This is a genomic window from Pseudomonas sp. KD5 (genome assembly GCF_012932895.1).
Taxonomy (GTDB): domain Bacteria; phylum Pseudomonadota; class Gammaproteobacteria; order Pseudomonadales; family Pseudomonadaceae; genus Aquipseudomonas.
Genome location: NZ_JDWJ01000010.1, coordinates 102,765 through 114,055 on the forward strand (window position 1 = coordinate 102,765; position 11,291 = coordinate 114,055).

Consider the following 11,291-nt stretch of genomic DNA (forward strand, 5'->3'; position numbering starts at 1 on the left):
CGGGTCCGCTTACAGGCCTTTAACGGCAAAAATCCCGTTCGCGTTACGCCAGTAGCCTTTGTAGTCCATGCCATAACCGAAGATGTAACGGTCAATGCACGGCAGGCCGACGAAATCGGCCTTCAGGTCCGGGCGAGCCTTGCGGTCGTGGTCCTTGTCGATCAGCACGGCGGTGTGCACTTTGCGGGCACCGGCGTGTTTGCAGAAATCGATGATCGCGCCCAGTGTGTGACCTTCATCGAGGATGTCGTCGATGATCAGTACGTCACGGTCGATGAACGAAACTTCCGGCTTGGCTTTCCAGAACAGCTCGCCGCCGCTGGTTTCGTTGCGATAGCGGGTGGCGTGCAGGTACGACGCTTCCAGCGGGAATTGCAGATGGGTGAGCAGCTTGCCGGCGAAAATCAGGCCGCCGTTCATCACACAGAACACCACCGGATTGCTTTCAGCCAGTTGTTCGTTGATATGTGCACCGACGCGGGCGATGGCCGCCTCGACTTCAGCTTCGGTGTACAGGCAGTCAGCCTCTCGCATGATTTGACGGATATGCTCGAGATCAGCGGACATGGCGCTCTCCAAGGGGTTTGAGGGGGAGGGACGGATTCGGAAAAGCGGGCAAAGGTACGCATCCCGCACGGCCAGATCAAGCGTTTGTGGACTAACGTACTGTATGTCTATAGGACAACACCCTCGGATAGATTAATCTAGGCCGGTTTTTTTGCCCGCCGCCGGAGCCTTCCCCCATGCCCATCCGTGAGATCCGCCATCCGCTGATCCGTCATAAACTTGGCCTTATGCGCCGCGCCGACATCAGCACGAAGAATTTCCGTGAGCTCGCTCAGGAAGTCGGCGCCCTGCTGACCTATGAAGCCACCAAAGACCTGCCGCTGGAAAGCTACGACATCGAAGGCTGGTGCGGCACGGTGTCGGTGGAGAAAATCGCCGGCAAGAAAATTACCGTGGTGCCGATCCTGCGTGCCGGTATCGGCATGCTCGAAGGCGTACTGAGCCTGATCCCGGGCGCCAAGGTCAGCGCGGTAGGCGTGGCCCGCAACGAGGAAACCCTCGAAGCCCACACCTACCTGGAAAAACTGGTGCCGGAAATCGACGAGCGCCTGGCGATGATCATCGACCCGATGCTCGCCACCGGCGGCTCGATGGTCGCCACCATCGATTTGCTGAAGAAGGCCGGCTGCAAGGACATACGCGCGATGGTCCTGGTGGCAGCTCCCGAAGGTATCGCCGCTGTGGAGAAGGCTCACCCGGACGTGACCATCTACACCGCTTCCATTGACCAGAAACTGAACGAACACGGTTACATCATCCCAGGCTTGGGCGATGCCGGTGACAAGATCTTCGGCACCAAGCAGAAGGACGCGTGACCATGCAGCAAGAGTTCAACGATCCGCTCTGGCGCACGGTTCTGTCCGGCGCGCAGATGCTGTTCGTGGCCTTCGGCGCCCTGGTGTTGATGCCGCTGATTACCGGCCTCGACCCTAACGTGGCGCTGTTCACCGCAGGTTTAGGGACGATCCTGTTCCAGATCGTCACCGGGCGTCAGGTGCCGGTATTCCTGGCGTCGAGCTTCGCCTTCATCACCCCGATCATTCTCGCCAAGGGTCAGTTCGGCCTGGCGGCGACCATGGGCGGCGTGATGGCGGCCGGTTTCGTCTACACCTTCCTCGGCCTTGCGGTGAAGATCAAAGGCACCGGGTTTATCGACCGTTTGCTGCCTCCGGTGGTGATTGGCCCGGTGATCATCTCCATCGGCCTGGCCATGGCGCCGATTGCCGCCAACATGGCGATGGGCAAGGCGGGTGACGGCACTGAGCTGATTCATTACCAGACGGCGATGATGATTTCGATGCCCGCGCTGCTGACCACCCTGATCGTCGCGGTGTTCGGCAGAGGTATTTTCCGCCTGGTGCCGATTATCTCCGGTGTGCTGGTGGGTTTTGCCATGGCGTTTTATTTCGGCGTGGTCGATACCGCGAAGATTGCCGTGGCACCGTGGTTCGCGATTCCACATTTCACCGCGCCGGAATTCAACTGGCAGGCGATTCTGTTCATCGTTCCGGTGGCGCTGGCCCCGGCCATCGAGCACATCGGTGGCGTGATTGCCGTGGGTAGCGTGACCGGTCGCGACTACCTGAAAAAGCCCGGCCTGCACCGCACCTTGCTCGGTGACGGCATTGCCACCACCGCGGCCGGTCTGTTCGGCGGCCCACCCAACACCACTTACGCCGAAGTGACTGGCGCGGTGATGCTGACCAAGAACTACAACCCGAAAATCATGACCTGGGCGGCGATCTTCGCGATCAGCCTGGCGTTCATCGGCAAATTCGGCGCGCTGCTGCAAAGCATCCCGGTGCCGGTGATGGGCGGGATTCTCTGCCTGTTGTTCGGTTCGATTGCCGCGGTGGGCATGAACACCATGATCCGCCACAAGATCGACCTGGGCGAAGCACGCAACCTGGTGATTGTCTCGGTGACGCTGGTGTTCGGGATTGGCGGCATGCTGGTCGGCACCGGTACTGGCCAGAACGATTTCGGCCTCAAAGGCATCGCGCTGTGCGCGGTGGTGGCGATTGCGCTGAACCTGTTGCTGCCGGGCAATGACAGCTGGAAGCACAAGAAGGCGGATGAGCCGCTGTTGTAAGCAGGCGACTCAATCCCCTGTGGCGAGGGAGCTTGCTCCCGCTTGACCGGGCTGGCGCACCAGTGCGCAGCACTCACAAAATCTTCATTGACTGCAAAGATTTTGGGGCCGCTTCGCGACCCAGCGGGAGCAAGCTCCCTCGCCACAACCAGCCCACCTTCACTTCAATGTATGTTCCTACAAAGCCAATGGCGCCCTTTCGCACAAGGTGCTCAGCGCCCGCGCCCACTGTGGCTCATCGTTGAGGCAAGGCACCAGCACCAACTCCTCCCCTCCTGCCTCGCGGAATTGCTCCTTCCCGCGATCACCGATCTCCTCCAGCGTCTCGATGCAATCGGCAACGAACGCCGGGCACATCACCAGGACTTTCTTCACACCGCTTTTGGCCAACTCGTCGAGGCGAGCTTCAGTGTAGGGTTCTATCCACTTGGCCCGGCCCAGACGCGACTGAAACGATACCGACCACTTGCCGTCCGGTATGCCCACACGTTTGGCAAACTCTGCGGCCGTGCGCAGGCACTGACCGCGGTAACAGGTCGCGACCACTTCCGGTGGCGCACCGGCGCAGCAATCGCCGCCACCCTCGAAGCTGTGCCCCGGATTGAGCTTTTTCAGGTGACGCTCCGGCAAACCGTGGAAGCTCAGCAGCAGATGATCGAAATCCTGTTGCAGATAAGGCCTGACACTGGCCACCAACGCGTCGAGGTATTCCGGCTGATCGTAGAACGGCTGAAGAACCGAGAACTGCACGTCGAGCTTTTTATCGCGCACCACGCGCTTGGCTTCTTCGATCACCGTGGTCACGGTGCTGTCGGCGAATTGCGGATAAAGCGGTGCCAGGGTCACTTTCTTATGCCCCTGGGCAGCCAACCGCACCAGCGCAGACTCAATGGACGGCTCGCCGTAGCGCATCGCCAGTTCAACAGGCCCGTGAGCCCACTGCCGGGTCATGGCCTGTTGCAGGCGACGGCTGAGCACCACCAGTGGTGAGCCCTCCTCCCACCAGATCGACGCGTAAGCGTGAGCCGATTGTTCCGGGCGCTTGATCAGAATCAACGACACCAGCAAACGCCGCACCGGCCAAGGCAGGTCGATCACATACGGGTCCATCAGAAATTGATTGAGGTAACTGCGCACATCCGCCACCGAGGTGGAGGCAGGTGAACCCAGGTTGACCAGAAGCAATGCGTGATCGGTCATGCAACGTCCTATTTCAGAGGCGGCCGGACAGATCGTCCAATGCCGCGCGCAAATCAGTGAACCGGAAAGTGAAACCCGCTTCCAGCAAGCGAGCCGGCATCGCCTTCTGCCCCCCCAGCAACAACAATGACAACTCGCCCAGTCCGACCTTCAAGACGAGAGTCGGCATGGGCATGAACGCAGGACGATGCAACACGTCACCCAACGTTTTGGCGAATTCGCGATTGCGCACCGGCTTCGGCGCGCAGGCATTATAGGGACCGCTGGCCTCATTGCGATGCAGAAGAAAATCAATCAGGGCGATTTGATCTTCGATATGAATCCACGACATCCACTGCCGACCGCTGCCGATCGGCCCGCCCAGCCCCAGTTTGAACGGCAACAACAGCCGCGACAAAAAGCCGCCCTCGGCGGACAACACCAGCCCGGTACGAATGAGGATTACGCGAACGCCCAAGGCCTCGGCGCGCTGCGCGGTTTCTTCCCAGGCAATGCACAATTGGCTGGCGAAATCATCAATGACTGGTGGCGATTGCTCGGTCAACTCCCGCTCGCCGCCGTCGCCGTACCAACCGATCGCTGAACCGGAGATCAGCACCTGCGGTTTCTGCTCTCGACTTTCGAGCCAGGCCAACAGGGTTTCAGTCAGGGTGATCCGGCTGCTCCACAACAGCGCTTTGCGTTTGTGGGTCCAGAGCCGATCGGCGATCGGCGCCCCCGCAAGGTTGACAATTGCATCCACCGGTTCTGGCCCAAAATCCTCAAGCCGTGCGATTCCCCGTACCTGAGTGCCGCAGATTTTGGCGACTTTAGCGGGCGTGCGACTCCAGACCGTGAGGTGATGTCCCTGACTCAACCAGTGTCGGCAGAGCTGACGTCCTATCAAACCAGTACCGCCGGTCAGCAATATGTGCATGACATCTTCCTCGCGTGGCGTTTTACCCGGATCACTAGTCTATTTTTATAAGCAGGGATCTTTGGTATCGGGCAGGTTCTGTGTTTAACAATAGGCCAAGCTCTCAGAACGAGAACGCTAAAAGTTATACCAAAAAACAATATTGTACAGGTTTGAACCACGGCGTAGTCTGTACAGAAAGGCAAACGAGGCCCCTATGACTGTACCTATCGCAATCATCGGCACCGGCATCGCCGGACTCTCAGCCGCCCAGGCCCTTACGGAGGCCGGGCATGTCGTTCATCTGTTCGATAAAAGCCGCGGCAGTGGCGGACGCATGTCAAGCAAGCGCAGCGATGCGGGTGCTCTGGACATGGGCGCGCAATATTTCACTGCCCGCGACCGTCGCTTCGTCACCGAAGTCCAGCGCTGGCAAGCCAACGGTTGGGTCGCCGTGTGGACACCGCAGCTCTATACCTACCACGGCGGCCAACTCAGCCCCTCGCCGGACGAACAGACACGCTGGGTCGGCACGCCGCGTATGAGCGCCATCACCCGTGCGCTGCTCGGCGACCTGGAAGTGCAGTTCAGCTGCCGGATCACCGAGGTCTATCGTGGTGAAGAGCACTGGCATCTGCAAGACGCCGAAGGCTTCACCCATGGGCCGTTCAGTCATGTGGTGATTGCCACGCCAGCCCCTCAGGCGACCGCGCTGCTGCCCGCCGCGCCGAAACTCGCCGGGGCCGCCGCCGGGGTAAAAATGGAGCCGACCTGGGCGGTCGCCCTGGCTTTCGACACACCATTGGATACCCCGATCGAAGGCTGCTTCGTGCAGGACAGCCCCCTCGATTGGCTGGCGCGCAACCGTAGCAAACCGGGACGCGACAACACCCTCGACACGTGGGTGCTGCACGCCACCAGCGCCTGGAGCCGGCAGCATATCGATCTGTCCAAGGAAGCGGTGATCGAGCAATTGCATGGTGCCTTTGCCGAACTGCTGCACGACGCCATGCCTGCACCGACTTTCAGCCTCGCTCACCGCTGGCTTTACGCCCGTCCGGCCAGCAGCCATGAGTGGGGTGCCCTGGCTGATGCTGATCTGGGCTTGTATGTATGCGGTGACTGGTGCCTGTCCGGCCGTGTCGAAGGCGCCTGGCTCAGTGGCCAGGAAGCGGCCCGCCGTCTGCACGAACACCTGCAGTGAACCGCCTCGATTCGAGCACATTGCTGCTGTCGACACGGACAGCAGCCCTGAAAAAACCTATACAAAAAAATTGACTTGTACACCTTTGAATCTATGCTGAACGAATGTTGTACAGATTTAACAATCCGTACAGGTCTGGATTCGAGGTGCCCCGATGCCTGCACAATCAACGACCCCACCCAAAATCGCCATCAGCGCCTGCCTGATGGGGGCCGAGGTGCGCTACAACGGCGGGCACAAGACGTCACGGCTGTGCAGCCACATCCTTTCCGATTATTTCGATTTCGTCCCGGTGTGCCCGGAAGTTGCCATCGGCCTGGGTATCCCTCGCGAACCGATCCGCCTGGTCGGCAACCCTGAACATCCGCAGGCGGTCGGCACGGTCAACCCTGAAAACAACGTCACCCGGCCGCTGGCCGAATATGCTCGGAAAATGGCTTTGGAACTGGGCGACATCTGCGGCTATATCTTCATGCAGAAATCCCCTTCGTGCGGTCTGGAGCGGGTCAAGGTCTACCACGCCAACGGCGCGCCGGTGGACGGCGGTAGCCGTGGCATTTACGCCCGGACCTTCTGCGCGCTGCATCCCGATTTGCCGGTGGAGGAAGAAGGCCGGCTCAACGATCCGGTGCTGCGAGAAAACTTCCTTACCCGCATATTCGCCTACAGCGCCTGGCAGCAGTTGCTGCAAACCGGCCTGACCCGGCGCGGCCTCACGGATTTTCACTCGCGCTACAAATACCTGTTAATGGCCCACAACCCGGTGCAATACAAAACCCTGGGAAACCTGCTCGGCAACATGGGCCGGACCGACCCTGAAGTCATCGGCCCGCGCTATTTCAGCGAGCTGATGGCGGCCTTGAAAAAATGCGCCACGCGCCGCACCCACACTAACGTCCTGCAACACCTCAGCGGCTATCTCAAACAGGCCATCAGCACTGAAGACAAACAGGAAGTGCAGCATGTGATCAGCCAGTATCGTCACGGCATCGTGCCGCTGGTGGTACCGCTGACGTTGCTCAAACACTACTTTCGCCAGCACCCGGATCCATACATTGCGCAACAGGTTTACCTGCAACCGCACCCGGAAAACCTCAGCCTGCGAAACGCAATCTAATGAAAACCCCACCGGACACCAGCGCCAGCGAAGACCTCGGCACCGACTTCAAAAAGGCCCTGGACGCAGGCTGGCTGCCCATCCGTGAAGTGGCCCGGCAGACCGGGGTCAATGCCGTCACCTTGCGCGCCTGGGAACGGCGCTATGGGCTGATCGTGCCTCAGCGCACTCCCAAGGGGCATCGGCTGTTCTGTGCCGAACACGTTCAACGCATCCTGACGATCCTCACCTGGCTCAATCGCGGCGTGGCGGTCGGTCAGGTCAAGCAACTGCTCGACACGCCTCAGGTACTTGCCGAGCCCGTCGGAAACGATTGGCTGGTGTTGCGCCAGACACTGCTGCAAGCCGTTACCCAACTGGCCGAACGCACCCTCGATGACACTGTGAACCAGGCGATGGCGCTGTATCCGCCACGCACCTTGTGTGAACACCTGTTGATGCCGTTGCTGGCGGAACTGGAACAACGCTGGCAAGGCCAGTTCGGCGCGCAGATGGAGCGGGTGTTTGTCTATTCCTGGTTGCGCAGTAAATTCGGCGCAAGGGTCTATCACAACAACCGTCAGTTGCGCACCGCGCCGCTGCTGCTGATCAATCACTCTGACCTGCCTCTGGAGCCTCATCTATGGCTCACCGCCTGGCTGATCAGCAGCACCGATTGCCCGGTGGAAGTTTTCGACTGGCCACTCCCGGCGGGCGAACTGACGCTGGCGGTCGATCACCTGCAAGCCCGCGGTGTACTGCTGTATTCCAGCAAAGCCATGAATCTTGCAAAATTGTCGAAACTTTTGAATGGCGTCAGTTGCCCAAAAATGATCGCCGGTCCAACGGTGTGCATCCACCACGCCGACTTGACCGCAAAAAACACCGCCATTGTTGATTTGATCCTGGCCGATAACCCGTTATCGGCCCATCTGGACCTGATTCAGCGCGGGCTCATTTAATGAATCGTACGGATACGACCATGCAATTGATCTGGCTGCGCAGCGACTTGCGTCTACACGACAACACCGCCCTCTCGGCCGCCGCAGCCCGTGGCCCGAGTGTGGCGGTGTATTTGCTGAGCCCGCAGCAATGGCTTGCGCATGATGATGCGCCGTGCAAAGTGGATTTCTGGCTGCGCAACCTCGGCGAATTACGTCGCGCGCTGGACGCCCTGAACATCCCGCTGCTGATTCGCCAGGCGCCCCGCTGGGATGAGGCGCCCAAGGTTCTGCTCGAACTGTGCCAGCAGTTGAAGATCGACGCGGTGCACGTCAACGAGGAATACGGCATTCATGAAACCCGCCGTGATGCAGCGGTAGCCCAAGCGCTGCAAGCCCTAGACATCGACTTTCACCGCTACCTTGATCAACTGCTGTTCAAGCCAGGTACCGTGCTCACCAGAACCGGAACCTACTTCCAGGTCTTCAGCCAGTTTCGCAAGGTCTGCTACGAACGCCTGCACGCTTCATTACCCGGATTGGTCGCTGCACCCGCCCTTCAGGCTCCATTGCATATCAGCAGCGACGAACCGCCCTCCCGTGTCGAGGGTTTCGATTCTCCCAACGACAGCTTGCGTGCCCTCTGGCCGGCCGGTGAAACCGAAGCCCGGCGCCGCCTCGACACCTTTGTCGACGCCCAGATCGACTATTACCACAGCGAACGCGACTTCCCGGCAAAACCCGGCACCAGCCAGCTCTCGGCCTATCTCACCGCCGGGGTGATTTCCCCTCGTCAGTGCCTGCACGCCGCGTTGCGAAGCAATCAGGGCGAGTTCGAAAGCGGCAAGGTCGGCGCCGTCACCTGGATCAACGAGCTGCTGTGGCGCGAGTTCTACAAACACATATTGGTGGGCTACCCCCGTGTATCCCGGCACCGCGCCTTCCGGCCGGAAACCGAAGCCCTGGTCTGGCGTGACGCCCCGCAAGAACTCAAGGCCTGGCAGCAAGGCCGCACCGGCCTGCCGATCATCGATGCCGCCATGCGCCAGTTGCTGGAAACCGGCTGGATGCACAACCGCCTGCGCATGGTGGTGGCGATGTTCCTGACCAAGAACCTGCTGATCGACTGGCGTGAAGGCGAGCGCTTCTTCATGCGGCACCTGATTGATGGCGACCTGGCGGCGAACAATGGTGGCTGGCAGTGGAGTTCGTCCACCGGCACCGATTCGGCACCCTACTTCCGGATTTTCAACCCGCTGAGCCAGTCGGAAAAATTCGATGCACAAGGGGTGTTCATCAAGCACTGGTTGCCGGAGCTCAACGAAATGAACAATAAAGACCTGCACAATCTGGCCAATCTCGGCGGATTGTTCGGTGTGAGAGGCTATCCGTCGCCTATCGTCAATTTGAGCACTTCCCGTGAACGGGCCCTTGCCGCGTTCAAGAACCTGCCATCACGACAGGGTTTATCGCCACCGTCATTAAATTGATGCTGCAGCGTTGCGTCATGAACACGGAATTGAGCCAGTGAAATATTGGGTAAATAAGGGGATTGGGATGAGTCGTACACCTCCAAGGCGATACTGGTTGACCGGCGCCAGCAACGGTATTGGTGCTGTGCTGGCTGAAGAAATACTGAAAACCGGGGCTCATCTGGCGGCCAGTTCCCGCTCGGTGGCATCACTGATATCCCTGTCTGAGCGCTATCCCGGTCAAGTGCTGGTGGTCGCAGGCGATTTGACCAACAGCCAAAGGGTGCGCGAAATCGGTGAGCAGATTGCGCAGGAATGGGGCTCTCTGGACACCATGATCCTTAACGCAGGCACCTGCGAATACGTCGACGCCAATCAGCTCGACTCGTCAATCATCGAACACATCATGCGTACCAACTTGCTTGCCAGCAGTTATTGCATCGCAGCCGCCCGGCCCTTGCTGCAGGCGGGCACTGCGCCGCATCTGGTGGGCATTGCCAGTTCGGTGACCTGGTTACCCCTGCCGCGGGCCGAATCCTACGGCGATTCAAAGGCCGGGTTACGTCATCTATTCGAGTCGTTGCGCATCGACATGGCGCCGGAAAACATCGAAATGACCGTGGTCAGCCCAGGATTTATCGATACGCCTCTGAACGACGGCGTCCCGATACATCTCGACTGGTCGGCAGGCCAAGCCGCGCGATACCTCCTCGACATGATCAAGAATCGTCCACTGGAATTCTCTTTGCCGGAGCTGCTCATGCCTGTTCTTTGGCCCCTGCCGCAACAAACCGACCGGGCGGGACTGGCAATCGACGAACAAGCGCGAAACAAGCCGCCGATCAAAGATATGCCGTGAAGCCTGAGCGTCTGTCAGGCCTTTTACACAGCGTGGGCCCACTGCCTTACACTGCGCGCCATGAAAACCATTCCCCACACGCAAGTCACCGAGCCTGCGGTCACCTGCTCGACCTGCGCAGCCTGCTGCTGCCAGCTTGAAGTGATGTTGATCACTGACACCGGCGTGCCCGAACGTTTTATCGATACCGATGATTGGGGTGGTGAAGTCATGCTGCGACTGGATGACGGCTGGTGCGCCGCACTGGATCGCAACAGCATGATGTGCACCATCTATGAAAAGCGTCCGCTGATCTGCCGGGAGTTCGAAATGGGCGCACCGGAATGCATCACCGAACGCCAGGGGATTGCGACGGCGTATCGCTGAGATCGAAGTCACCCGATGCCATGTGAGAGCCCCCGCTACAGGTAGCTCCCACATCCAAACATTGCAGGCTTACAACGGCATTGTGTAATGCAATGCGTAGCTTTCTACACCGTCGTTCGGGGTACTGATCCCGGCATTGGAGTAGTGGGTGGCGCGAATCCCGACTTCATGTCCGCCGGCAAAGCGCAGACCAAATCCGAAACGGTCTTCGAACTGAAAGGCACTGCCGAGCTTGTTATCTTCGTATTCGGTGTTGGCAAACACCGCGATACCGATACCCGCTTCGACGTAGGGCTTGATGGTCTGACCGGCAAACTCGTACACCAGCACCGGCGAGAACGACAAACTGTGATTGCTCGCCGTTTTGTCGCCATCCCAGTAGGTGTAAGCGCCGCTCCAGTAGCCGGTCAAGCGGCCAACATCACTCTGCAACCAGCTCTTGTCCCAATCGAACTGCATGCCCAGTCGATAGGTCATGGTCGAATCGCTAGTCTGGCCGACCCCGAACTCCACCCCTGCCGCCTGCGCGGTAAAACTGTGCCCCATCAATGCGGTCGCAATCGCGGCCAAACAGAATAGTCGCTTCATTAGAAACATCC

At 59.5% G+C, this 11,291-nt stretch carries 12 protein-coding genes; 8 read left to right on the top strand and 4 right to left on the bottom strand.

Going from position 1 to position 11,291, the window contains the following annotated elements:
• Positions 1-9 precede the first annotated feature (9 nt).
• The gene (locus AF70_RS21820) at positions 10-567 is read right to left on the bottom strand and encodes a hypoxanthine-guanine phosphoribosyltransferase (RefSeq protein WP_007939779.1); all 558 of its coding nucleotides are present in this window, start codon (positions 565-567) and stop codon (positions 10-12) included.
• A gap of 176 nt (positions 568-743) precedes the next feature.
• Between AF70_RS21820 and upp the strand changes: the two genes are divergently transcribed.
• Positions 744-1,382 carry a uracil phosphoribosyltransferase gene (upp, locus tag AF70_RS21825; RefSeq protein ID WP_007939777.1) on the top strand — a complete coding sequence of 213 codons (639 nt, stop codon included), beginning with the start codon at positions 744-746 and terminating at the stop codon, positions 1,380-1,382.
• A 2-nt stretch (positions 1,383-1,384) separates the two neighbouring features.
• Positions 1,385-2,659 carry a uracil-xanthine permease family protein gene (locus AF70_RS21830; RefSeq protein ID WP_018929585.1) on the top strand — a complete coding sequence of 425 codons (1,275 nt, stop codon included), beginning with the start codon at positions 1,385-1,387 and terminating at the stop codon, positions 2,657-2,659.
• A 177-nt stretch (positions 2,660-2,836) separates the two neighbouring features.
• Here the strand turns inward: AF70_RS21830 and hemH are convergent, their stop codons facing one another.
• Complete coding sequence (gene hemH / locus AF70_RS21835; protein ID WP_019582380.1) at positions 2,837-3,859, bottom strand: ferrochelatase; 1,023 nt, start codon at positions 3,857-3,859, stop codon at positions 2,837-2,839.
• 13 nt (positions 3,860-3,872) lie between these two features.
• Positions 3,873-4,775 carry a TIGR01777 family oxidoreductase gene (locus AF70_RS21840; protein ID WP_028939860.1) on the bottom strand — a complete coding sequence of 301 codons (903 nt, stop codon included), beginning with the start codon at positions 4,773-4,775 and terminating at the stop codon, positions 3,873-3,875.
• Between the two features lie 196 nt (positions 4,776-4,971).
• Between AF70_RS21840 and AF70_RS21845 the strand changes: the two genes are divergently transcribed.
• The 6 genes from AF70_RS21845 to AF70_RS21870 all read left to right on the top strand — a co-directional run bounded on the left by AF70_RS21845 (position 4,972) and on the right by AF70_RS21870 (position 10,692).
• A complete protein-coding gene (locus AF70_RS21845; protein ID WP_019582382.1) occupies positions 4,972-5,958 on the top strand; it encodes an NAD(P)/FAD-dependent oxidoreductase in 987 nt (328 codons plus the stop codon).
• 154 nt (positions 5,959-6,112) lie between these two features.
• Positions 6,113-7,075, top strand: a complete 963-nt coding sequence (locus AF70_RS21850; RefSeq protein ID WP_028939861.1) for a DUF523 and DUF1722 domain-containing protein — start codon at positions 6,113-6,115, stop codon at positions 7,073-7,075.
• Positions 7,075-8,016, top strand: coding sequence for a MerR family transcriptional regulator (locus AF70_RS21855; protein WP_019582384.1), 942 nt, complete (start codon positions 7,075-7,077; stop codon positions 8,014-8,016). Before AF70_RS21850 ends, AF70_RS21855 begins: the two co-directional genes overlap by 1 nt.
• Before the next feature lie 20 nt (positions 8,017-8,036).
• Positions 8,037-9,485: a deoxyribodipyrimidine photo-lyase gene (gene phrB / locus AF70_RS21860; RefSeq protein WP_028939862.1), complete on the top strand. Its 1,449-nt coding sequence runs from the start codon at positions 8,037-8,039 to the stop codon at positions 9,483-9,485.
• Between the two features lie 67 nt (positions 9,486-9,552).
• Complete coding sequence (locus tag AF70_RS21865) at positions 9,553-10,326, top strand: SDR family oxidoreductase (RefSeq protein ID WP_019582386.1); 774 nt, start codon at positions 9,553-9,555, stop codon at positions 10,324-10,326.
• Positions 10,327-10,386: 60 nt separating this feature from the next.
• Positions 10,387-10,692, top strand: a complete 306-nt coding sequence (locus AF70_RS21870) for a YkgJ family cysteine cluster protein (protein ID WP_019582387.1) — start codon at positions 10,387-10,389, stop codon at positions 10,690-10,692.
• Between the two features lie 69 nt (positions 10,693-10,761).
• Here AF70_RS21870 and AF70_RS21875 read toward each other — a convergent pair whose 3' ends face one another.
• Complete coding sequence (locus AF70_RS21875) at positions 10,762-11,280, bottom strand: acyloxyacyl hydrolase (RefSeq protein WP_019582388.1); 519 nt, start codon at positions 11,278-11,280, stop codon at positions 10,762-10,764.
• Positions 11,281-11,291: the final 11 nt, after the last annotated feature.

Excerpts from the sequence above, each read along its gene's own strand:
- AF70_RS21840 (WP_028939860.1), bottom strand. The coding sequence starts at position 4,775 with ATGCACATATTGCTGACCGGCGGTACTGGTTTGATAGGACGTCAGCTC.
- AF70_RS21855 (WP_019582384.1), top strand. The coding sequence starts at position 7,075 with ATGAAAACCCCACCGGACACCAGCGCCAGCGAAGACCTCGGCACCGAC.
- phrB (WP_028939862.1), top strand. The coding sequence starts at position 8,037 with ATGCAATTGATCTGGCTGCGCAGCGACTTGCGTCTACACGACAACACC.
- AF70_RS21830 (WP_018929585.1), top strand. The coding sequence starts at position 1,385 with ATGCAGCAAGAGTTCAACGATCCGCTCTGGCGCACGGTTCTGTCCGGC.
- hemH (WP_019582380.1), bottom strand. The coding sequence starts at position 3,859 with ATGACCGATCACGCATTGCTTCTGGTCAACCTGGGTTCACCTGCCTCC.
- AF70_RS21870 (WP_019582387.1), top strand. The coding sequence starts at position 10,387 with ATGAAAACCATTCCCCACACGCAAGTCACCGAGCCTGCGGTCACCTGC.
- AF70_RS21845 (WP_019582382.1), top strand. The coding sequence starts at position 4,972 with ATGACTGTACCTATCGCAATCATCGGCACCGGCATCGCCGGACTCTCA.
- AF70_RS21820 (WP_007939779.1), bottom strand. The coding sequence starts at position 567 with ATGTCCGCTGATCTCGAGCATATCCGTCAAATCATGCGAGAGGCTGAC.
- AF70_RS21850 (WP_028939861.1), top strand. The coding sequence starts at position 6,113 with ATGCCTGCACAATCAACGACCCCACCCAAAATCGCCATCAGCGCCTGC.
- upp (WP_007939777.1), top strand. The coding sequence starts at position 744 with ATGCCCATCCGTGAGATCCGCCATCCGCTGATCCGTCATAAACTTGGC.
- AF70_RS21875 (WP_019582388.1), bottom strand. The coding sequence starts at position 11,280 with ATGAAGCGACTATTCTGTTTGGCCGCGATTGCGACCGCATTGATGGGG.
- AF70_RS21865 (WP_019582386.1), top strand. The coding sequence starts at position 9,553 with ATGAGTCGTACACCTCCAAGGCGATACTGGTTGACCGGCGCCAGCAAC.